The 20,339-nt window shown below is 68.0% G+C and carries 19 protein-coding genes; 11 read left to right on the forward strand and 8 right to left on the reverse strand.

Annotation, left to right across the window (positions count from 1 at the left end):
• The first annotated feature begins 32 nt into the window (after nt 1-32).
• On the forward strand, nt 33-578 hold the full coding sequence (locus Tther_RS01630; protein WP_143900208.1) for a YggT family protein: 546 nt from the start codon (nt 33-35) through the stop codon (nt 576-578).
• A 53-nt stretch (nt 579-631) separates the two neighbouring features.
• On the opposite strand, the gene moeA is transcribed toward Tther_RS01630, so the two are convergent.
• The 3 genes from moeA to moaA are packed head-to-tail and all read right to left on the reverse strand — an operon-like array spanning nt 632 to nt 3,773.
• Nucleotides 632-1,921, reverse strand: coding sequence for a molybdopterin molybdotransferase MoeA (gene moeA, locus Tther_RS01635; protein ID WP_143900210.1), 1,290 nt, complete (start codon nt 1,919-1,921; stop codon nt 632-634).
• 41 nt (nt 1,922-1,962) lie between these two features.
• Nucleotides 1,963-2,640, reverse strand: a complete 678-nt coding sequence (gene mobA / locus Tther_RS01640; protein WP_246098865.1) for a molybdenum cofactor guanylyltransferase MobA — start codon at nt 2,638-2,640, stop codon at nt 1,963-1,965.
• Nucleotides 2,637-3,773 (reverse strand): GTP 3',8-cyclase MoaA, encoded by a 1,137-nt coding sequence (gene moaA, locus Tther_RS01645; protein ID WP_143900212.1) that lies wholly within the window; start codon nt 3,771-3,773, stop codon nt 2,637-2,639. The genes mobA and moaA overlap by 4 nt, the downstream gene beginning before the upstream one ends.
• Before the next feature lie 94 nt (nt 3,774-3,867).
• On the opposite strand from moaA, the gene Tther_RS01650 reads away from it, so the two are divergent.
• Nucleotides 3,868-4,410 (forward strand): TlpA family protein disulfide reductase, encoded by a 543-nt coding sequence (locus tag Tther_RS01650; RefSeq protein WP_185974967.1) that lies wholly within the window; start codon nt 3,868-3,870, stop codon nt 4,408-4,410.
• Nucleotides 4,411-4,413: 3 nt separating this feature from the next.
• Here the strand turns inward: Tther_RS01650 and Tther_RS01655 are convergent, their stop codons facing one another.
• On the reverse strand, nt 4,414-6,468 hold the full coding sequence (locus Tther_RS01655) for a sodium-translocating pyrophosphatase (protein ID WP_143900216.1): 2,055 nt from the start codon (nt 6,466-6,468) through the stop codon (nt 4,414-4,416).
• A 253-nt stretch (nt 6,469-6,721) separates the two neighbouring features.
• Here Tther_RS01655 and ppa point away from each other — a divergent pair, with 253 nt between their 5' ends.
• A complete protein-coding gene (ppa, locus tag Tther_RS01660; RefSeq protein ID WP_143900218.1) occupies nt 6,722-7,270 on the forward strand; it encodes an inorganic diphosphatase in 549 nt (182 codons plus the stop codon).
• On the opposite strand, the gene Tther_RS01665 is transcribed toward ppa, so the two are convergent.
• Entirely contained in the window at nt 7,237-8,472 is a 1,236-nt protein-coding gene (locus Tther_RS01665; RefSeq protein ID WP_143900220.1) for a GNAT family N-acetyltransferase, read from the reverse strand. The genes ppa and Tther_RS01665 overlap by 34 nt on opposite strands.
• Nucleotides 8,473-8,482: 10 nt before the next feature.
• Between Tther_RS01665 and Tther_RS01670 the strand changes: the two genes are divergently transcribed.
• Together Tther_RS01670 and Tther_RS01675 are read left to right on the forward strand one after the other, a co-directional pair.
• Nucleotides 8,483-10,171: an NAD+ synthase gene (locus tag Tther_RS01670; protein WP_143900222.1), complete on the forward strand. Its 1,689-nt coding sequence runs from the start codon at nt 8,483-8,485 to the stop codon at nt 10,169-10,171.
• Nucleotides 10,172-10,300: 129 nt separating this feature from the next.
• Nucleotides 10,301-10,639, forward strand: coding sequence for a P-II family nitrogen regulator (locus Tther_RS01675; RefSeq protein ID WP_143900224.1), 339 nt, complete (start codon nt 10,301-10,303; stop codon nt 10,637-10,639).
• A 14-nt stretch (nt 10,640-10,653) separates the two neighbouring features.
• On the opposite strand, the gene Tther_RS01680 is transcribed toward Tther_RS01675, so the two are convergent.
• Nucleotides 10,654-11,262 carry an LOG family protein gene (locus Tther_RS01680; protein WP_143900226.1) on the reverse strand — a complete coding sequence of 203 codons (609 nt, stop codon included), beginning with the start codon at nt 11,260-11,262 and terminating at the stop codon, nt 10,654-10,656.
• Nucleotides 11,263-11,279: 17 nt separating this feature from the next.
• On the reverse strand, nt 11,280-11,777 hold the full coding sequence (locus Tther_RS01685) for an RDD family protein (protein WP_425472791.1): 498 nt from the start codon (nt 11,775-11,777) through the stop codon (nt 11,280-11,282).
• Nucleotides 11,778-12,093: 316 nt separating this feature from the next.
• On the opposite strand from Tther_RS01685, the gene Tther_RS01690 reads away from it, so the two are divergent.
• The 6 genes from Tther_RS01690 to Tther_RS01715 all read left to right on the forward strand — a co-directional run bounded on the left by Tther_RS01690 (nt 12,094) and on the right by Tther_RS01715 (nt 19,494).
• Nucleotides 12,094-13,872, forward strand: coding sequence for an acetolactate synthase 3 catalytic subunit (locus Tther_RS01690; protein ID WP_143900230.1), 1,779 nt, complete (start codon nt 12,094-12,096; stop codon nt 13,870-13,872).
• A 117-nt stretch (nt 13,873-13,989) separates the two neighbouring features.
• Nucleotides 13,990-14,481 carry an acetolactate synthase small subunit gene (gene ilvN / locus Tther_RS01695; RefSeq protein ID WP_143900232.1) on the forward strand — a complete coding sequence of 164 codons (492 nt, stop codon included), beginning with the start codon at nt 13,990-13,992 and terminating at the stop codon, nt 14,479-14,481.
• Between the two features lie 26 nt (nt 14,482-14,507).
• Nucleotides 14,508-15,524 (forward strand): ketol-acid reductoisomerase, encoded by a 1,017-nt coding sequence (gene ilvC / locus Tther_RS01700; RefSeq protein ID WP_143900233.1) that lies wholly within the window; start codon nt 14,508-14,510, stop codon nt 15,522-15,524.
• A 95-nt stretch (nt 15,525-15,619) separates the two neighbouring features.
• Nucleotides 15,620-16,423 (forward strand): CDP-diacylglycerol--serine O-phosphatidyltransferase, encoded by an 804-nt coding sequence (gene pssA / locus Tther_RS01705; RefSeq protein WP_143900235.1) that lies wholly within the window; start codon nt 15,620-15,622, stop codon nt 16,421-16,423.
• 193 nt (nt 16,424-16,616) lie between these two features.
• On the forward strand, nt 16,617-18,158 hold the full coding sequence (locus Tther_RS01710; RefSeq protein ID WP_143900237.1) for a 2-isopropylmalate synthase: 1,542 nt from the start codon (nt 16,617-16,619) through the stop codon (nt 18,156-18,158).
• 160 nt (nt 18,159-18,318) lie between these two features.
• Entirely contained in the window at nt 18,319-19,494 is a 1,176-nt protein-coding gene (locus tag Tther_RS01715) for a serine hydrolase (protein ID WP_143900239.1), read from the forward strand.
• A gap of 29 nt (nt 19,495-19,523) precedes the next feature.
• On the opposite strand, the gene Tther_RS01720 is transcribed toward Tther_RS01715, so the two are convergent.
• Nucleotides 19,524-20,336 carry an IclR family transcriptional regulator gene (locus Tther_RS01720; protein WP_246098867.1) on the reverse strand — a complete coding sequence of 271 codons (813 nt, stop codon included), beginning with the start codon at nt 20,334-20,336 and terminating at the stop codon, nt 19,524-19,526.
• Between the last annotated feature and the right edge of the window lie 3 nt (nt 20,337-20,339).

The raw sequence follows: 20,339 nt of genomic DNA on the forward strand, positions 1-20,339 counted from the left end.
GCAATGGCCGTCCGACGTCTGCGGGAGTCGTCATGCGCATCGTGGTGTTCTTGCTCGACACGCTGTTTTTCTTTTTGGTGGGGGCTGCCCTGCTGCGCGGCTGGATGAACACGCGCCGCCTGCGCATGACGGCCCAGCCGGGGCCGTTCGTCATCGCCCTGACCGATTGGATCGTGCAACCGCTGCGCCGCACGCTGCCGCGTGCGCTGGCGCAGGCCAACGCCGACTGGGGCAGTTTTTTGGCGGCGGTGGTGCTGGCGTTGGCGCACGCCGGTCTGCTGCACCTGGTCTGGGGCGGCGCGTTGCCGGGGCTCGAGAGTGCCTACTGGCTGACCGTGCCCCTGTTGGCGCTGCAACTGCTGCTGCGCACGATGTTGCAGGGCCTGATGCTGCTGTTGCTGGTGTATGCGGTGCTGACCTGGGTGCAGCCGTTTTCGCCGCTGATTGGCAGCCTGGGCCGGCTGCTCGACCCGCTGCTGGCGCCGGTGCGCCGGGTCATCCCCACCGTTGGCGGTGTCGATCTGTCCGTGCTCGTGCTGCTCGTGCTGATCCAGATCGGCCTGATGCTGCTGGGCTGACGCGCGCGGCCCATTCCTGGCGGCACCACCCTAGGGCGCGGGATGCGGATCCGTCAGATCACGCCGTCGAACAGCATCACGTCCACCTCGTCGCCCACGGCCACCGACCCCTGATCGTGGCCCAGCACGATCAGCGCGTTGGCTTCCACCATGGAGCGCAGCACGCCCGACCCCTGGTGGCCGGTGGTGCGCACCTGCAGGCTGCCGTCCGCAGCGCGCGTGACGATACCGCGCTGGTACTCGGTGCGCCCGGGCTTTTTGCGCATCGCCTCGGCGCTGCGCGCCCGCACCAGCAGCGCGGTGGTGTCGCGTGCGCCCATCATGCGCAGCAGGGCAGGACGCACGAAGGCCAGGAACGTCACCATCACCGCCACCGGGTTGCCGGGCAGGCCAAACAGCACCGTGTCGCGGCCCGTCGCGGGATCGGCCAGACGCCCCACCGCCATCGGGCGTCCCGGGCGCATGGCGATGCGCCAAAACGCCACGTCACCCAGACGCCGCATCATGGCCTTGGTGTGATCGGCTTCGCCCATGCTCACGCCGCCGCTGGTGATCACCGCGTCGGCCTGCGCGGCCGCTTGCCGAAAAGCGGCTTCCAACGCCGCCGGGTCGTCGCGCACCACGCCCAGATCGAGGACCTCCACCCCCAGGCGGCGCAGCAGCCCGTAGATGGTGTAGCGGTTGCTGTCGTAGATGGCCCCGTCGCGCAGCGGCTCGCCCAGCGACAGGATTTCGTCGCCGGTGGAAAAATACGCCACCCGCAGCCGGCGCACCACGGGCACGCGCGCGATGCCGAGGCTGGCGATCAGGCCCAGCGCGGCGGGGCCCAGCCGCTGGCCCGCGCGCAGGGCGGGCTGACCGGCCATCAGGTCCTCGCCGCGCAGGCGGCGGTTGTCACCCGCGTGCACCACGCCGGCCGGGATGCGCACCAGGTCGGGCCCGGCCGGGGCGACGAATTCGATGGGCACCACGGTGTCCAATCCCGGTGGCATGACGGCGCCGGTCATGATGCGCACGCAGCCATCGGGTGGGACGTCGGCGCGCCAGCCAGCCTCACCCGCGTAGCAGGTGCCCACCACGCGCAGCACCGTCTCGCCCGCGGCGGCCAGGCTGCTGCCACGCAGTGCGTAGCCGTCCATGGCGGCGTTGTCGTGTGGGGGAACGCTCATCGGCGAGATCACATCTTGCGCCAACACGCGATCGAGTGCGTCGAACACATCCACCTCTTCGGCGTCGCGCAGGGGGGCGACGAGGCGCTCGAGAAACGCGCCCACGGTCGCAGCGGGCAGGGCGTTGGGGTCGTAGCCTTGCAGTTCGGCGGCAATCTGGTCGAGGGTTTTCATGCGGTGCAGTTGGCGCATGCCGGGATGCGCCGGATCGGGGGTTAGCCGGGGACACGGTCCTGTTGCAGGGCGTGCAGCTCGGCCAAGGTGTTGGCGTTGGCAAAGGCCAGCGGGTCGTCGTCCGGGCGGTCGAACGGCACCACCACGCCACGGTGCTGTGCCGTCCAGGCGTCGATTTTGCGCCCACCCGCTTGCAGGAAGCGCTCCAGGCTTTCGATCAGGTGGGTGCTGAGCAGGCAAAACACCGGTTGTGGGCGCACCCGGCCGTCGCTTTCGGGGCCGGCGGCCATGGCGAGCTCGGCGCGTGCCTCGATCAGGGCGCGGCACAGGCGGTCCGCCAGGTCGAGCGGAAAGCGCGGCGAGTCGCAGGGGACGGTGAGCAGGAAGGGCGTTTCGGTGTGCGTCAGTGCCGTCAGCATCCCGGCCAGCGGGCCGGCGTAGCCGCCCAGGGTGTCGGGCCACACCGGGACGCCAAAGCTCTCGTACGCCCCCAGGTTGCGGTTGGCGTTGATCATGCTGTGCGCCAGCCAGTCGCCGCGCTGCATGCGCAGGCGCATCAGCGCGTGCAAGGCCAGCGGCACGCCGTGGAAGGGTTGCAGGCCCTTGTCCACACCCCCCATGCGGCTGCCCTGGCCGCCGGCGAGCACCACGCCCGTGACGCTACCGGGCGCCGGCAGGGGCGTGTCGTGGGTCGGCAACGGATCGCCCATCGCGCTCATCCCCCGATGTAGCTCATCTCGATGCGGCGCGCGCGCTGCCGCGTCTCTGGCGGGAGCTGGCCGCGGATCTCCGAGTAGCGGTCGGCGCGCCCCTGCCAGATGGCGGCGATGGAGGCGGCGATGTCGGCGTCGCTGGCGCCGCCGCGCAACAGCGCGCGCAGGTCGTAGCCGCGTTCGGCGAACAGACACAGGTACAGCCGCCCCTCGGTGGACAGGCGCGCGCGGTTGCAGTCGCGGCAAAAGGCCCGGGTCACGCTGCTGATCAAGCCGATTTCGCCCAGCGCGGGGTCGTGCCGCCCGTCGGAGCCGGCGTAGCCCCAGCGCTCGGCCGTCTCGCCGGGGGCACTGGCCTCCAGCGGGACGAGCGCAAACGCCACCTGCAAGCGCGCCAGCACCTCGGCGCTGGGCAGCACCTCGTCCATGCACCAGCCATTGGAGCTGCCCACGTCCATGTATTCGATCAAACGCAGCGTCACACCGCTGCCGCGGAAGTGCCGCGCCATGGGCACGATTTGATCGTCGTTGGTGCCGCGTTTGACCACCATGTTGACCTTGATCGGGGCCAAACCCGCCGCCTGTGCGGCCTCGATGCCGCGGAGCACCTCGGCCACCGGAAAGCCAACATCGTTCATGCGCTGAAACACCGCGTCATCCAACCCGTCGAGGCTGACCGTCACGCGCTGCAGCCCGGCGTCGCGCAGCGCGCGCGCCTTGCGCGCCAGCAGGCTGCCGTTGGTGGTCAGGGTCAGCTCGGGTGGCGTGCCGTCCACCGTGCGCAAGGCGGCCAGCTGCTCGATGAGGCGTTCGATGTTCTTGCGCAGCAGCGGCTCGCCACCGGTCAGACGGATTTTGCGCACCCCATGGGCCAGAAACAGCCGCGCCACGCGCGTGATTTCTTCGAAGGTCAGCAGCTCGCTGTGGGGCAAATACGGGTAGTCCTTGTCGAACACCTCTTTGGGCATGCAGTAGCTGCAGCGAAAGTTGCAGCGGTCGGTGACGCTGATGCGCAAATCCCGCAACGGGCGGCCGCGCGTATCCGCAACGTGTCCACTGGGCGGTTGGGCAGCCTGCGGTCGGGGGGCGGCCAGCGCCGCGACGCGCTGATCGAACAGGGGAATGACGCGTTCAGCCATGGTGCGCTAGATTATCGCCATGCGGTTACCGCATCGGTGTCGGGGTTGTTACCTGCAGGGGGCACCCTGCGGTGTCGGGGCAGGGGATGGGATCATGGTGTTGGATGCTTGCACACGCCGGCGCTGGCTGGCATGGACCGCGACGGTCGCCACCACGGCCATGGCGCCAAGCGGATGGGCGCAACCGGCGGATGCGGCGGCCGCCGAGGCCAAGGCGCCGCCGCTGCCGGCGCTGGGCACGCCCTGGCCCGTGCCGGCGATGGAGCTCATCGACGGCCGGCGCTTCGAGCCCGCGCCGGGCGAGGTGCTGGTGCTGTACTGGTGGGCCAGCACCTGTCCGTTTTGCGCCGTCACCACGCCGCTGTTGGATGCCTTTTGGCAGCGCCACCGGAGCCGCCCCGGGTGGCGGTTGCTGACCCTGTCGATCGACCGCACGCGCGAGGCGGCGCTGCGCTATTTGCAGCAGCGCCGCTACGCGTTCGACTGCGTCTGGGTGACGCGCGACGTGCACCGCGCGATGCCCAAGCCCAAGGGGCTGCCCATCACACTCGTGCGCGGGCGCGACGGCCGCATCGCGATGGCCGAGGCGGGGCAGCTGTTTGCCGAGGACATCGAGGAGATCGCGCGGTTTTTCTGACCCTCAGACCAACAGCGGCACGATCAGCAGCGCCACGATGTTGATGATCTTGATCAGCGGGTTGACGGCGGGGCCGGCGGTATCTTTGTAGGGGTCACCCACGGTATCGCCGGTGACGGCGGCTTTGTGCGCATCCGACCCCTTGCCGCCGTGGTGGCCGTCTTCGATGTATTTTTTGGCGTTGTCCCAGGCGCCACCGCCGGTGCACATGCTGATGGCCACGAACAAGCCGGTGATGATGGTGCCCATGAGCAGCCCGCCCAGGGCCACCGGCCCCAGCGCCAGGCCCACCACGATCGGCACCGCCACCGGCAACAGGCTGGGCAGCATCATCTCCTTGATGGCGGCGGTGGTCAGCATGTCCACGGCGCGGCCGTACTCGGGCTTGGCGCTGCCGTCCATGATGCCCGCAATCTCGCGAAACTGCCGGCGCACCTCCTCGACCACGCTGCCCGCGGCGCGGCCCACCGCTTCCATGGCCAGCGCGCCAAACAGGTAGGGGATGAGGCCGCCGATGAACAGGCCCACGATCACCATCGGATCCGAAAGATCAAAGCGCAGCGCCTGCCCGGCACTTTCCAGCTTGTGCGTGTAGTCGGCAAACAGCACCAGCGCGGCCAGGCCGGCCGAGCCGATCGCATACCCCTTGGTGACCGCCTTGGTGGTGTTGCCCACCGCGTCCAGCGGATCGGTGACGTCGCGCACGCTGGAGGGCAGTTCGGCCATTTCGGCGATGCCGCCAGCGTTGTCGGTGATGGGGCCATAGGCGTCCAGCGCGACGATGATGCCGGCCATGCTCAGCATGGCGGTGGCGGCCACGGCCACCCCGTACAGCCCCGCCAGCGCGTACGACGCGACGATGGCCACGCACACCGCCAGCACCGGCCAGGCGGTGGACTTCATGCTCACACCGATGCCGGCGATGATGTTGGTCGCATGCCCTGTGGTGGACGCCTGGGCCACGTGGCGCACCGGCGCATAGTCGGTGCCGGTGTAGTACTCGGTGATCCAGACCATGGCCGCGGTCAGCGCCAGCCCGACCAGGGCCGACACCCACAGGCGCCACTGCGTGCCGCTGGCGACGATGGCGTCATCCGGGATCAGCCACACCGTCACGCCGTAAAACGCCACGGCCGACAGCGCCCCCGCGACGATCAGGCCCTTGTACAGGGCCGGCATCACGTTCTTCATGCCCGGGGTGGCGCGCACGAAAAACGCCCCGACGATGGAGGCCAGAATCGACACCCCACCCAGCGCCAGCGGGTACAGACTGGCCTGCACCGGCGCCGCCTTGACCAGCAGCGCCCCCAGCACGATGGTGGCGATGAGGGTGACCGCGTAGGTTTCGAACAAATCGGCCGCCATGCCCGCGCAGTCGCCCACGTTGTCGCCCACGTTGTCGGCGATCACGGCCGGGTTGCGCGGGTCGTCCTCGGGGATGCCGGCTTCCACTTTGCCGACCAGGTCGGCACCCACGTCCGCCCCTTTGGTGAAGATGCCCCCGCCCAGCCGCGCGAAGATGGAAATGAGCGACGCGCCAAACGCCAGCCCAATGAGCGGGTGCAGCAGCGCGGTCAGCGGTCGATCCGGCGTGAGCTGGCCGTTGCCCACCAGCAGCCAGTAAAAACCCGCCACGCCCAGCAGGCCCAGGCCCACGACCAGCATGCCGGTGATGGCGCCACCGCGGAAGGCCACCTCCAGCGCGGGCGCGATGCCGCGCGCGGCCGCCTGCGCCGTGCGCACATTGGCGCGCACCGAGACGTTCATGCCGATGAAGCCGCAGGCGCCCGAGAGCACCGCGCCCACCACGAAGCCCAGCGCCGTGGTGCTGTCGATGAAGACGCCTATCAGCACCGCCAGCACCACCCCGACCAGCGCAATCGTTTTGTATTGACGCGCCAGGTAGGCCGCTGCGCCGGTTTGCACGGCGGCGGCGATTTCCTGCATGCGGGCATTGCCCGGATCCTGCGCCAGGATCCATCCCCGCGCCCAGACGCCGTACGCGACGGCCACCAAGGCGCAAACGATGGCAAAGAGTAGGGCGGATTGACCAACCATACCAATGTCTCCTCGAAAAGGTTCGACTTGGAGGAAGCCAACGCAGTCCGAGCCGTCGGCTTCCGCTGCGTTGCTTCCTCACCGCGGACACGGCGCAGGTGCGCGCGCACGCGGTGATTGGCCAACGCGTGCACTGTAGCGCAAGGTGCGCCGAAATGCACGCCCCGGCCGGGGCTGTGTTGCGTCGGGCCGTCAGCCTCGCGCCAGTAAAATCGGCGACACTGCAACGGTTTACCCACTACAGCGCATCGACATGTCTCTGGATCAAGTCTCTGCGGGCGACAAAGTGCCCGACGCCTTCAACGTCATCATCGAAATTTCGATGCACGGCGAGCCGATCAAGTACGAAGTGGACAAGGCCTCTGGCGCCATCTTCGTCGACCGCTTCATGAACACCGCCATGCACTACCCGACCAACTACGGGTACGTGCCCAAGACCATCGCCGGCGACGGCGACCCGGTGGATGTGCTGGTCATCACGCCCGTGCCGCTGCCGCCGGGCGTGGTGGTGCCGTGCCGTGCCCTGGGCATCCTCAAGATGGAGGACGAAGGCGGCGTCGATGGCAAGGTGCTGGCGGTGCCGACCGACAAAGTGCTGCCGCTGTACTCGCGCTGGAAGACGTACGAGGACCTCAACCCCGTGCGCCTCAAGACCATCGAGCACTTCTTCGAGCACTACAAGGATCTCGACCCCGGCAAGTGGGTCAAGGTCCTGGGCTGGGGTTCGGTCGAGGAGGCCCGCCAGGAAATCCTGGCCGGCGTCCAAGCCTACCGCGCGCAGTCGGGCGCGGACGGCGCCTGACGAAACGGCGCGTGCGCCTGCAGCGCCGTGCGGTAGTCGGATGTTGCGGCGCGCTCGCGCGCCAGGTAATCGGCCACGGCGTCGGCAAAAGCCGGGTGGGCCAGCCAGTGGCGGCTGTGCACCACCGTGGGCAGCAGGGCGCGCGCCATCTTGTGCTCGCCCTGCGCGCCGCCCTCGAAGCGCTGCACGCCATGCGCCACGCACCAGGCCAGCGGCTGGTAATAGCAGGCCTCGAAGTGCAGGCAATCCACGCGCGCCAGGGCACCCCAATAGCGGCCGTAGGCGGCCGCGGGTGATGCACCGTCGTCGCTGAGGGCCACCAGACTGGCCGCGATGCGCGTGCCCTGGGCATCCCGGGCGATGAACATCAGCCACTGCTGCGGCAGGGCCTGCCCCACCTGGCGAAAGAACGCCTCGTTCAAATACGGCGGGTTGCCGTGCTCGACGTAGGTCTGGGTGTAGCAGCGGGTGAAAAACGCCCAGTCGGCGGCTGTGATGTCCGCGCCACGGCGCGCTTCGAAGGTAACGCCCGCCGCAGCGACCTTGCGGCGCTCCTGTCGGATTTTTTTGCGCTTGTCCTGGCTCAGGCTGGCCAGCAAGTCCTCCCAGTCGGCAAACGGCGTGCCGCGCACCGGGTGCCGGTTGTGCCAGTGAAATTGCACGGTGTCGCGCGGCAGCAGAACCAGCGCCGGGTTGGCGTCGGTGGCGGCCCAGTCGGCGTCACGGCCCAGCAGGATGTGCAGCGACGACAGCCCTTGGGCGCGGGCATGGGCGATGAGGGCGTGGACCAGCGCCGCGCGGGCGTCGGCGTCGCGCGCCAGCAGGCGCGGCCCCGCCACCGGGGTAAAGGGCACGGCCACCACGCCTTTGGGGTAGTAGCGCACCCCGTGCCGGTGGTGGGCTTGCGCCCAGGCCCAATCGAACACGTACTCGCCAAAGGAATGGGTTTTGACGTATAGCGGTGCGGCAGCGGCCAGCGCGCCATCGCCGCGTGTCCACAGCGTGACCCAATGCGGCGACCAGCCGGTGGCGGGGGTGGCGCAACCGCTGTCGTGCAGCGCCGCCAGGTAGGCGTGGCGCATGAAGGGGCCGCTGGCAGCGCCCGCTGGATGCGCGCGCAGCAGCGCGTCCCAGGCGTCGGCCGGCACGGCGTGCGGGTCGTGCACGACCCGGGTGACATAATCCGCGCTTTGCGGGGACATTGGGGCATCCATGGCGATCAAAATCGGGGTGGCACAGTGCAATTTCGTGGTGGGTGACCTCGACGGCAACGCCCGCCGCATCGTCGAGGCGGCGCACGCGGCCCACGCCCAGGGCGTGCATGTGTTGCTGACGCCGGAGCTGGCCATTTGCGGCTACGCGGCCGAAGACCTGTTTTTGCGGCCGGCGTTCGTTGCCGCCTGCGATGATGCCGTGCAATCGGTGGCGGCGCAGACCGCACACCTCAAGGGCCTGCACATCGTGGTGGGACAGCCGCTTGCGGCCCCCCATGCGCCAGCCGCCGCCGGCCGCAGCGTCGGGCGCACGCCCTGCCTCAACGCCGCCAGCGTCCTGTGCGAAGGCCGCATCACCCACCGTTACGCCAAGCGCGAGCTGCCCAACTACCAGGTGTTCGACGAGCGGCGCTACTTCCTCCCGGGCCAGCAGCCCTGCGTGTTCGAGGTGGCCGACGGCGCGCGCGTGCACCGCTTGGGCCTGCTGATTTGTGAGGACGCGTGGTACACCCAGCCCGCGGCCGAGACGGTGGCCGCGGGGGCGGAGGTGCTGTGTGTCATCAACGCCTCGCCGTTTCACATTGGCAAAGGCGACGAGCGCGAGCAGGCCATGCGCGCGCGCGTGCTCGAAACCGGCCGCCCGCTCGTGTACGCCCACCTGGTGGGCGGGCAGGACGAAATCGTCTTCGAGGGGCGCAGCTTCGCGCTCGACGGGCGTGGTGCGCTGGCCGCGCGCGCACCGAGTTTTGCGGAAGACCTGCTGGTCGTCGAGCTGGAGGCCGGGCAAGCGGGCGGGGCCGCGCGCGGGCCGCTGGCCGCCGAAACCTCCACCGAGTCGGACCTGTGGCATGCGCTGGTGCTGGGCACGCGCGACTATGTGGAGAAAAACGGTTTTCCGGGGGCGATCATCGGGCTGTCCGGCGGCGTCGATTCGGCGCTGGTGCTGGCGATCGCGGTCGATGCGCTGGGGCCGCAGCGCGTGCGCGCGGTCATGATGCCCTCGCCCTACACCGCCGACATCTCCTGGCTGGACGCGCGTGACATGGCGGCGCGTCTGGGGGTGCGCTACGACGAAATCGCCATCGGCCCGATCTTCGAGCGCTACCTGGCCACGCTCGCGCCGTTGTTCGAGGGCCGGCCGGCCGACACCACCGAGGAAAACCTGCAGGCGCGCATCCGGGGCACGCTGCTGATGGCGCTGTCCAACAAATGGGGCGATATCGTGCTGACCACCGGCAACAAAAGCGAGATGGCCACCGGCTACTGCACCTTGTATGGCGACATGGCCGGTGGCTTTGCGGTCATCAAAGACGTGGCCAAGACCTGGGTCTGGCGGCTGGCGCGCTGGCGCAATGCGCACGATCCGTTTGGGCGCGGGCGCGAGCCCATACCCGAGCGCATCATCACCCGGCCGCCCAGCGCCGAGCTGCGACCGGACCAAAAGGACCAAGACACGCTGCCGCCCTACGAGGTGCTCGATGCCATCGTCGAGCGCTACATGGAAAACGACCGCAGCCCGGCCGAGATCATCGCCGAGGGGTTCCCCGCCGCGGCGGTGGAGCAGGTGGTGCGCCTCATCCGCAGCAACGAATACAAACGCCGCCAAGCGCCGGTGGGCATCCGCGTGACGCACCGCAGCTTTGGCAAGGACTGGCGCTACCCCAACACCAACCGCTGGCGTGGTTGAGCGCAGGGGGCACCCGTGCATACCCCGGCCGCCATGTGGTAGATTCGTTGGGCTGTGGCGCGGCGCCGGGCCCCTGCCGCCCCCATGGCGCGACCCACCCACGACGTTGCAACCCCGGAGCTCCTACGCATGAAGCAGATCACCGCCGTCATCAAGCCGTTCAAGCTGGAAGAAGTGCGCGAGGCGTTGGCCGAGCAGGGCGTGACGGGCCTGACGGTGACCGAGGTCAAGGGCTTTGGCCGCCAAAAAGGCCACACCGAGCTCTACCGCGGTGCGGAATACGTGGTGGACTTTTTGCCCAAGGTGCGCATCGACGTCGTGGTGCGCGATGAGGATGTCGAGCGCTGCATCGACGCGATCGTGCGCGCGGCGCGCACCGGCAAGATTGGCGACGGCAAGATTTTTGTCACGCCGGTGGCAAAGGTCATCCGCATCCGCACCGGCGAGGAAGACGACGCCGCGATCTGAGCGGCGGCCGCGATTCAGACGGCCCGCCAGTTGCCAGCCGGCGCGCAACCCGCGGCCTCAACCAAGCGGGGCAGCAGCCGGTCCGGCTCGGTGTCCACGGTGACCAGGTTGCGTTGCCAGTCGCTCACGAACCCGGCGCGCACCGTGTGCGTTATATAGGCCAGCAGGCCGTCGTAGTAGCCGTGGGCGTTGAGCAGGCCGATCGGCTTGTCGTGGTAGCCGAGTTGCCGCCACGTCCACACCTCGAACAGCTCTTCGAACGTGCCCAGGCCGCCTGGCAGTGCCAAAAAGGCGTCGGCCCGTTCGGCCATCATCTGCTTGCGTTGGTGCATCGTCTGCACCACGTGCAGCTCGGTGCAGTCGCGCTTGGCAAATTCGCGCGCCACCAGGCTTTCCGGGATGATGCCCACCACCGTGCCCCCGGCGGCCAGCGTGGCGTCGGCCAAGCGGCCCATCAGGCCGTTGTTGCCGCCACCGTACACCAGCCGCCCGCCATGGCGGCCGATCCACGTGCCCACGGCTTCGGCCAGCGCGGCAAAGCGGGCATCGGCACCGTCGCGCGAGCCGCAGTAGACGCACAGGGAGAACGTGGGGACCAGGGGGCGGGACGGGTTGGCGGACATGGACAGGGTGTGTGGGGTCAGGCGTGGCGGGTCGGTGGGGGCGCGGGCCGCGTGTCCACGAGCCGGGTGCCGGCCCAGGCGTCGTGCCAAAACTGCCGGTCCGGGTGGAAGCGGGCGAGCACCGCCCACACCGCAATCCAGCCGCCCAGCAGCACGACCACCTCGAGCGCGGGCAGGTCCAACACCTCGCGCAGTGCCAGTGGGGGCCAAAACCACAGCCACGCCAGCAGGTAGCGCCACAGCGCGCGCGCCTGGCTGATGGGGCGCCCCATGCGGTCGACGATGCGGATGTGCCAGGTCTTCATGGCCAGCGTCTGGCCTTTGTGCCAGAACCAGGTGAAGTAAATGCCCAGCACGACGAAGATGAACGCCTGCTGTAGGTGGCGGTTGTCCAGCGCGTGGCGCGTTTGCGTCAGCGCCGAAAACAAATAGCCCGCGATGAAAACCACCCCGAACAGCAGCATCCCTTCGTAGAGCCAGCACGCCATGCGCCGCAGCAGCGACGGTGTGGGCAGCGCGGGCGCGGCGGGGGCAGGGGGGTGGGGTTGCGCGGGATGTGGGCGGTTCACGCCGCAAGTGTATCGGGCCCGCACACCCGATCCGGCGCCACCGTGCCGCCAGTCGGCAAACGGCGCCGCGATACCGCCGGGGCTGGCGGTTTGGTGCGATAATGCATTGCTCATTTATCGATGGATCCCGAAATGGGCCCCGGTCGGCAGGGTACGCTGCCATGGCTGCTGGGTCCTAAGTCCCAAGGCCGTCTCACAAGGACGCGACTTCCGAGGGGCACCGGAGGTTTTTCGTCAGAGAAATACTGAAAGGTTGATCGACATGGAACTCAACAAAGCCGAAATGGCCTCTGCGGCAGCAGCGGCTGCGCAAACCCCGCCCACCGAACTGATGGGGGCCGACATCCTGGTGCGTTGTCTGCAGGCCGAGGGTGTCAAATTCATCTGGGGCTATCCGGGCGGTGCCGTCCTCTACATCTACGACGCGCTGTACAAACAAGACACCATCCAGCACGTGCTGGTGCGCCACGAACAAGCCGCCGTGCACGCCGCCGATGGCTATGCGCGCGCCACGGGCGAGGTGGGGGTGGCCCTGGTCACCAGCGGCCCGGGTGTGACCAATGCCATCACCGGCATTGCCACCGCGTACATGGATTCGATCCCGATGGTCATCATCACCGGGCAGGTGCCCACGGCCGCCATCGGCCTCGACGCCTTCCAGGAGTGCGACACCGTCGGCATCACGCGCCCGATCGTCAAGCACAACTTCCTGGTCAAGGACGTGCGCGACCTGGCGCTGACGATCAAAAAGGCGTTTCACATCGCGCGCACCGGGCGTCCCGGGCCGGTGGTGGTCGACATCCCCAAGGACGTGTCGTTCAAAAAGACCGCGTTCACCGGTTACCCCGACAGCATTGCGATGCGCTCGTACAACCCGGTGCGCAAAGGGCACGGCGGGCAGATCCGCAAGGCGCTGCAGCTGCTGCTCAGCGCCAAGCGGCCCTACATCTACACCGGCGGGGGCGTGATTCTGGGCAATGCCGTGGCGGAGCTGCGCCAGCTCGTGGACCTGCTCAACTACCCGGTCACCAACACGCTGATGGGCCTGGGGGCGTTCCCCGCCACCGACCGGCGCTTCCTGGGCATGCTGGGCATGCACGGCACCTACGAGGCCAACAACGCCATGCAGAATTGCGATGTGTTGCTGGCGGTGGGGGCGCGCTTCGACGACCGGGTCATCGGCAACCCCAAGCACTTCGCGCAGAACGAGCGCAAGATCATCCACATCGACATCGACCCGTCGAGCATTTCCAAGCGGGTCAAGGTGGATGTGCCGATCGTGGGCGACGTCAAGGATGTGCTGACCGAGCTCATCGCCATGATCCGCGAAAGCCCCGTGCGCCCCGATGAGCGCGCCCTGGCGGCCTGGTGGGAGACGATCGAGGGTTGGCGCGCGCGCGACTGCCTCAAGTACGACCGCGGCAACACCGAGGTCATCAAGCCCCAGATGGTCATCGAAACCCTGTGGAACATGACCAAAGACGTGGAGGCCTACATCACCTCCGACGTCGGCCAGCACCAGATGTGGGCGGCGCAGTTCTACAAGTTCGATCAGCCGCGGCGCTGGATCAACTCGGGCGGCCTGGGCACCATGGGCGTGGGCATCCCGTACGCGATGGGCATCAAGCTGGCCAAGCCGGAGGCCGAGGTGTATTGCGTCACGGGCGAGGGCTCGGTGCAGATGTGCATCCAGGAGCTCTCCACCTGCCTGCAGTACAACACGCCCATCAAGGTGCTCTCGCTCAACAACCGCTACCTGGGGATGGTGCGTCAGTGGCAGGAGATCGAATACTCCGGCCGCTACAGCCACTCCTACATGGACGCGTTGCCCAACTTCGTCAAGCTCGCCGAGGCCTACGGCCACGTCGGCCTGTTGGTGGAGCGGCCCCAGGACGTCGAGCCGGCGTTGCGCGAGGCGCGGCGCCTGAAGGACCGCACGGTCTTCATCGACTTCCGCACCGACCCGACCGAAAACGTCTGGCCGATGGTCCAGGCCGGCAAGGGCATCACCGAGATGCTGCTGGGCAGCGAGGACCTGTGACCCCCGCGCGCCGCCACCGGCCCACGGTGCGGCGCTCGTCGTTTTGAGGAATCTATCGTCTGCCAAGCCCGCCGCTTACCGGCGGCGGGGGAGGGCAGCGAAAAGAGGAATCGCACCATGAAACACATCATTGCCGTCCTGCTCGAAAACGAAGCGGGTGCCCTGTCCCGGGTCGTCGGGTTGTTCTCCGCACGGGGCTACAACATCGAGTCGCTCTCGGTGGCGCCCACCGAAGACCCGTCGCTGTCGCGCATGACGATCCAGACCACCGGATCGGACGATGTCATCGAGCAAATCACCAAGCACCTCAATCGGCTGATCGAGGTCGTCAAGGTCGTGGACCTGACCGAAGGCGCCTACACCGAACGCGAGCTCATGCTCGTCAAGGTGCGCGCCGTCGGCAAGGAGCGCGAGGAGATGAAGCGCATGGCCGACATTTTCCGCGGCCGCATCATCGACGTCACCGAGAAGAGCTACACCATCGAGCTCACCGGCGACCAGGCCAAGAACGACGCCTTTTTGCAGGCGATCGATCGCAGCGCCATTTTGGAGACGGTGCGCACCGGCGCCTGCGGCATCGGCCGCGGCGAGCGCATCCTTCGAGTCTGATCCCCCCATCACCTGTGGAGAGAACCGTGAAAGTTTTTTACGACAAGGACTGTGACCTGAGCCTGATCAAGGGCAAGACCGTGGCCATCATCGGCTACGGCAGCCAGGGCCATGCGCACGCGCAAAACCTCAACGACAGCGGCGTCAAGGTCATCGTCGGCCTGCGCAAGGGCGGTGCGTCGTGGGGCAAGGCGGAAAAGGCGGGCCTGACCGTCATGGAAGTCAACGACGCCGTCAAGGCCGCCGACGTGGTCATGATCCTGTTGCCCGACGAGCAAATCGCCGAGGTGTACAACCAAAACGTCGCCCCTCACATCAAGCAGGGCGCGTCGCTGGCGTTTGCGCACGGCTTCAACGTGCACTACAACCAGGTGGTGCCGCGCGCCGACCTGGATGTGTGGATGGTTGCGCCCAAGGCGCCCGGCCACACCGTGCGCAGCACCTATTTGCAAGGCGGCGGCGTGCCGCACCTGGTGGCGGTGCACCAGGATCGCTCCGGCAAGGCGCGTGACCTGGCGCTGAGCTACGCCATGGCCAACGGGGGTGGCAAGGCTGGCATCATCGAAACCACCTTCAAGGAAGAGACCGAGACCGACCTGTTCGGCGAACAGGCCGTGCTGTGCGGCGGCGCGGTCGAGCTGGTCAAGATGGGCTTCGAAACCCTGGTCGAAGCCGGCTACGCGCCCGAGATGGCCTACTTCGAGTGCCTGCACGAGTTGAAGCTCATCGTCGATCTGATGTACGAGGGCGGCATCGCCAACATGAACTACTCGATCTCCAACAACGCGGAGTTCGGTGAGTACGTGACCGGCCCCGAGGTGATCAACGAGGAGTCGCGCAAGGCCATGAAGCGCGCGCTCGAGCGCATCCAAAACGGCGACTACGCCAAGATGTTCATCCAGGAGGGGCGCCTGAACTACCCCAGCATGACCGCGCGCCGGCGCAACCTGGCGGCGCACCCGATCGAAGTGGTCGGGGCCCAACTGCGCGCGATGATGCCCTGGATCGCCAAGAACAAGCTGGTCGATCAAAGCCGCAACTGATGCGCGCCCGTGCCGCAGCCGTGCTGCGGGCGGCTACACTGTGAGCCAAGCCGACCCTGCGCAGGGCCGGCTTGGCTTGATGGTTTTTTGAGGGCATGTTGGACACATCTGAGACCCCGCAAAGCGGCGAGCCCGTGCGCCGCCCCAAAGGCATCTACCTGTTGCCGAACCTGGTCACGCTGGCGGCCTTGTTCGGCGGCTTTTATGCCATTGTGATGGCGATGAACGGCCGCTACGACCTGGCCACCAGCGGCATCTTCGTGGCGATGGTGCTCGACAGCCTGGACGGCCGCATTGCGCGCCTGACGCACACGCAAAGCGCTTTTGGCGAGCAGATGGACTCGCTGTCGGACATGGTGTCCTTTGGCGCGGCGCCGGCGCTGGTGGCCTACGAATGGGCGTTGCGCGACCTTGGGCGCTGGGGGTGGATCGCCGCGTTCGTCTACTGTGCCTGTGCGGCGCTGCGGCTGGCGCGTTTCAACGTCAACACCCATGTGGTGGACAAGCGCTATTTCCAGGGCCTGCCGTCGCCCGCGGCGGCGGCGTTGGTGGCGGGCTTCATCTGGCTGGCCACGGACGCCGGCCACGATGGCGATGGGCTGCAGTGGGTGGTGTTTGCGCTCACCCTCTACGCGGGCCTGACGATGGTGACCAATGTGCCCTTCTACAGCTTCAAGGACGTCAGCCTCAAGCGCAGCGTGCCCTTTGCCACGCTGGTGCTCATCGCCCTGGGTATTGCGATCATCAACATCCACCCGCCGACGGTGTTGTTTGCGCTGTTCGTGCTCTATGGCTTGTCTGGCTACGTGGTCTATGCCGTGCGCAAGTCCAAGGGCAAACCGGTCAGCGTGGTCAGCACCTCCACCGACGAGCCGGACGAGCGCGGGCTGCACGAGTGAGCACGGCGCGCGTCCTTGTGTTACATTGGCAGGCATGGATCGCCTGACGCTGCGCCTACTGTGCCTACCCGACTGCGGGCAGGCGGTGTAGCGCGCGTTCCTTCACCCCACGGCCCGCAAGCCCCCGCTGCGGGCCGTTTGCTTTGTTGGCTGCGCATGGGGCACGGGCACCGCCCTTCGCAGGAGTATCGCCATGACGGACAAACTCATCATTTTCGACACCACCTTGCGCGACGGCGAGCAATCGCCCGGCGCTTCGATGACCAAGGACGAAAAGCTGCGCATCGCGCGCCAGCTCGAGCGGCTGCGGGTGGATGTGATCGAGGCCGGGTTTGCCGCCAGCTCCAACGGCGACTTCGAGGCCGTCAAAGCCATCGCCGACACGATCAAGGACTCGACGGTGTGCTCGCTGGCACGCGCCAACGACCGCGACATCGCGCGCGCAGCCGAGGCGCTGCGTGGGGCCCAACGGGCGCGCATCCACACCTTCATCGCCACGTCGCCGCTGCACATGGAAAAAAAGCTGCGCATGACACCCGAGCAGGTGCTGGAGCAGGCCAAGCAGGCGGTGCGCTACGCGCGCAACCTGTGTGACGACATCGAGTTTAGCCCCGAGGATGGCTACCGCAGCGAAATCGATTTTCTGTGCCGGGTGCTGGAGACGGTGATCGCGCAGGGCGCCACCACCATCAACATTCCGGATACGGTCGGCTACGCGGTGCCGGAGCTCTACGGCCAGTTCATCAAGACGTTGCGCGAGCGCATTCCCAACTCCGACAAGGCGATCTGGTCGGTGCACTGCCACAACGACCTGGGCATGGCCGTGGCCAACTCGCTGGCGGGGGTCAAGATCGGCGGGGCGCGTCAGGTGGAGTGCACCATCAACGGCCTGGGCGAGCGTGCCGGCAACTGCTCGCTCGAAGAAGTGGTGATGGCGGTCAAGACGCGGCGCGACTATTTCGGGCTGGAGGTTGGCATCGACACCACGCAGATCGTGCCGGCCAGCCGCATGGTCAGCCAAACCACGGGCTTCGTCGTGCAACCCAACAAGGCGGTGGTGGGCGCCAATGCCTTTGCGCACGCCAGCGGCATTCACCAGGATGGGGTGCTCAAGGCGCGCGATACCTACGAGATCATGCGCGCCGAGGACGTGGGCTGGAGCACCAACAAAATCGTGCTGGGCAAGCTCTCCGGGCGCAATGCGTTCAAGCAGCGCCTGCAGGAGTTGGGCATCGAGATGGAGTCCGAGAGCGAGCTCAACACCGCCTTTGCCAAGTTCAAGGAGCTGGCCGATCGCAAGGCGGAAATCTTCGACGAGGACATCCTGGCCCTGGTCAGCGACGAGAGCGTCACACCGGAAAAGGAGCAGTACGGCCTGGTGTCGTTGTCGCAGCGCTCGGAGACGGGGGAGCGCCCGCACGCGCGCGTGGTCTTCACCATCGACGGCAAGGAGTACGTTGGCGAAGCCGACGGCAACGGACCGGTGGATGCCTCGATCAAGGCCATCGAGTCCCATGTCAAGAGCGGCGCGGAGCTGTTGCTGTACTCGGTCAACGCGATCACCAGCGGCTCCACCGAGTCGCAGGGGGAGGTGACCATCCGCCTGCAGCACGGCGGGCGCGTGGTCAATGGCGTCGGGGCCGATCCGGACATCGTGGTGGCCTCGGCCAAGGCGTATCTGGCGGCGCTGACCAAGCTGCACAGCAAGGTCGAGCGCGTCGCTGCTCAGGGCTGAGCGGCAGGCGCTGGCGGTCGCCGCCGTGGCGCGACCGCCGTGACCCGCGGATGTTGCCAAAAAGTCTCAAAAAATTTACGCAAGGCGCTGTGCGGCGTCGCCTTTTTTCCTGCGGCTCTTCTATACTCGTGCAATCGTCGAGTCGTAGGGAAGCGGCAGCATGAAAAACCGTTGGTCTTGGGCAGGCTGCGTGGCGGCGTGTGTGTGGGCGGTCATCGGCTGGGTGGCGCCGGCAACGGGGGCGGAGGCGGCGACGACCACGGTGCGCGCCAAGGTCGAGCGCAAGGTGGCGACCCAGGTGCGACGCCAGGCTGCCGCCCCTCAACGCGCCGAGGCGCGCCGGCGCGCCGTCCGCAAGGCCGCCGCGCCGCGCGCGGTGTCGAAGGTCGTGCACCGTGCCACGCCAGCCGCGGCGATGGCCGGTGCCGGCGTGGCCAGCGCGGCGGCGCTGACCCCGTCGCGGGGCGTGGCGCATGACGACAGCCTGCCGCTGGACCCCTCGCGGCTGCATTCCAATGCGGTGCTCGTCATCGACCGCGACACCAACGCGGTGCTGCTGGGCAAAAACGACGGCGCGGTGTTGCCGATTGCCTCGATCACCAAGCTGATGACCGGCCTGGTGATCGCCGACGCCGGGCTGCCGATGGACGAGATGATCACCATCACCGAGGACGATGTCGATCGCCTCAAGGGCAGCGGCTCGCGCCTGGCCGTTGGCACCCGGCTCTCGCGTGCCGAGGCGCTGCATCTGGCGCTCATGGCGAGCGAAAACCGGGCCGCGCACGCCTTGGGGCGCACGTACCCTGGTGGCGTGCCCGCGTTCGTCGCGGCCATGAACCGCAAGGCCGCCCAGTTGGGTATGAACGCCACGCGCTTCGTCGAGCCCACCGGGCTGTCCAGCGACAACCAATCCAGCCCGCGCGATCTGGCGCGGCTGGTGGCGGTGGCGGCCGAGCGGCCCATGCTGCGCGAGCTGACCACCTCGCCCGAGTACGAACTGGCCAGCGGCCGGCGCGTGGTGCACTTCCGCAACAGCAACAAACTGGTGCGTGAGAGCGATTGGGACATCCTGTTGCAAAAGACCGGCTACATCCGCGAGGCCGGCCGCTGCGTGGCCATGCAGGTTCGGCTGGCGGGGCGGGACCTGATCATGGTGCTGATGGACGCCGCCAATTCGTCAGCGCGCTGGACCGACGCCGAGCGGCTGCTGCGCTGGCTGGAGCGCTCGTTGCTCCCGGGCACGGACCGCTCGGGCGAGGCGGCGCTGCCCGGGCGGGTGTCGCAGCGCGATGCCCTGCCGTCGCCGGGCGGGCGAGCGTTCGACGTCGAGGGCTGATCCCCGGACGGGGGTGGCGCGTCCGCCGCTTACGGCGTGCGTGCGCGGTGCCCCAGCGCCCGGCTGATGTGGGCGGCGGTGGCCTGCAGCTTGGGCAGCCAGCTCTCGTCGATGCGGTTGGCGGGCGCGGAAATCGACAACCCCGCCACCAGCCGGCCCTGGTCGTCGTAAATGCCGGCGGCCATGCAGCGCACGCCGGGCTCGAGCTCCTCGTTGTCGCGCGCCACCCCCAGGCGGCGGCACAGGGCCAGCTCTTTTTCCAGCACGGCCAGCTGGGTGATGCTGTTGGGCGTGTTGCCAGCCAGCCCGGTGCGCGTGGCGTAGGCGCGCAGGCGTTGCGGGTCCTCGTGCGCGAGGAAGAGTTTGCCGACCGAGGTCAGGTGCAGCGGTGCACGGCCGCCGATGGCGCGCACGACTTGCATGCCGGAGCGCTCGCTGTACGCGCGCTCGATGTAGACGATTTCATCGCCCTGACGCACGCTCAGGTTGACCGGCTGTTGGATCAGGCGGTGCAGCTCGCGCATCGGACCCAGGGCGACTTCACGCACGTCGAGCCGGGCTTTGACGAGGTTGCCCAGCTCGAGCAGGCGCAGGCCCAGCCGGTACATGCCCGGCTCGGGCCGCTCGACAAAGCGCCCAATGGCCAAATCGTTGAGGATGCGGTGCGCGGTCGAAGGGTGCAGCCCGGTTTCCTCGCCCAGGGTCTTGAGCGAAACCGGGTCTTCGTGCCGCGCCAAGGCGTCGAGCACCATGAACATGCGCTCGAGCACTTGCACACTGGGGCGTGTGGAGGGTGGGGTATCCGGGTTGCGCATGGCCTCGCTGTCGTGGCGAGACGCCATTTT

The sequence above is a fragment of the Tepidimonas thermarum genome (assembly GCF_007556705.1).
GTDB classification, from domain to species: domain Bacteria; phylum Pseudomonadota; class Gammaproteobacteria; order Burkholderiales; family Burkholderiaceae_C; genus Tepidimonas; species Tepidimonas thermarum.

Excerpts from the sequence above, each read along its gene's own strand:
- Tther_RS01675 (WP_143900224.1), top strand. The coding sequence starts at position 10,301 with ATGAAGCAGATCACCGCCGTCATCAAGCCGTTCAAGCTGGAAGAAGTG.
- mobA (WP_246098865.1), bottom strand. The coding sequence starts at position 2,640 with ATGAGCGCGATGGGCGATCCGTTGCCGACCCACGACACGCCCCTGCCG.
- Tther_RS01650 (WP_185974967.1), top strand. The coding sequence starts at position 3,868 with ATGGTGTTGGATGCTTGCACACGCCGGCGCTGGCTGGCATGGACCGCG.
- Tther_RS01710 (WP_143900237.1), top strand. The coding sequence starts at position 16,617 with ATGACGGACAAACTCATCATTTTCGACACCACCTTGCGCGACGGCGAG.
- pssA (WP_143900235.1), top strand. The coding sequence starts at position 15,620 with ATGTTGGACACATCTGAGACCCCGCAAAGCGGCGAGCCCGTGCGCCGC.
- Tther_RS01670 (WP_143900222.1), top strand. The coding sequence starts at position 8,483 with ATGGCGATCAAAATCGGGGTGGCACAGTGCAATTTCGTGGTGGGTGAC.
- Tther_RS01715 (WP_143900239.1), top strand. The coding sequence starts at position 18,319 with ATGAAAAACCGTTGGTCTTGGGCAGGCTGCGTGGCGGCGTGTGTGTGG.
- Tther_RS01655 (WP_143900216.1), bottom strand. The coding sequence starts at position 6,468 with ATGGTTGGTCAATCCGCCCTACTCTTTGCCATCGTTTGCGCCTTGGTG.
- moaA (WP_143900212.1), bottom strand. The coding sequence starts at position 3,773 with ATGGCTGAACGCGTCATTCCCCTGTTCGATCAGCGCGTCGCGGCGCTG.
- Tther_RS01690 (WP_143900230.1), top strand. The coding sequence starts at position 12,094 with ATGGAACTCAACAAAGCCGAAATGGCCTCTGCGGCAGCAGCGGCTGCG.
- Tther_RS01665 (WP_143900220.1), bottom strand. The coding sequence starts at position 8,472 with ATGTCCCCGCAAAGCGCGGATTATGTCACCCGGGTCGTGCACGACCCG.
- Tther_RS01680 (WP_143900226.1), bottom strand. The coding sequence starts at position 11,262 with ATGTCCGCCAACCCGTCCCGCCCCCTGGTCCCCACGTTCTCCCTGTGC.
- Tther_RS01630 (WP_143900208.1), top strand. The coding sequence starts at position 33 with ATGCGCATCGTGGTGTTCTTGCTCGACACGCTGTTTTTCTTTTTGGTG.
- Tther_RS01720 (WP_246098867.1), bottom strand. The coding sequence starts at position 20,336 with ATGGCGTCTCGCCACGACAGCGAGGCCATGCGCAACCCGGATACCCCA.
- ppa (WP_143900218.1), top strand. The coding sequence starts at position 6,722 with ATGTCTCTGGATCAAGTCTCTGCGGGCGACAAAGTGCCCGACGCCTTC.
- ilvN (WP_143900232.1), top strand. The coding sequence starts at position 13,990 with ATGAAACACATCATTGCCGTCCTGCTCGAAAACGAAGCGGGTGCCCTG.
- moeA (WP_143900210.1), bottom strand. The coding sequence starts at position 1,921 with ATGAAAACCCTCGACCAGATTGCCGCCGAACTGCAAGGCTACGACCCC.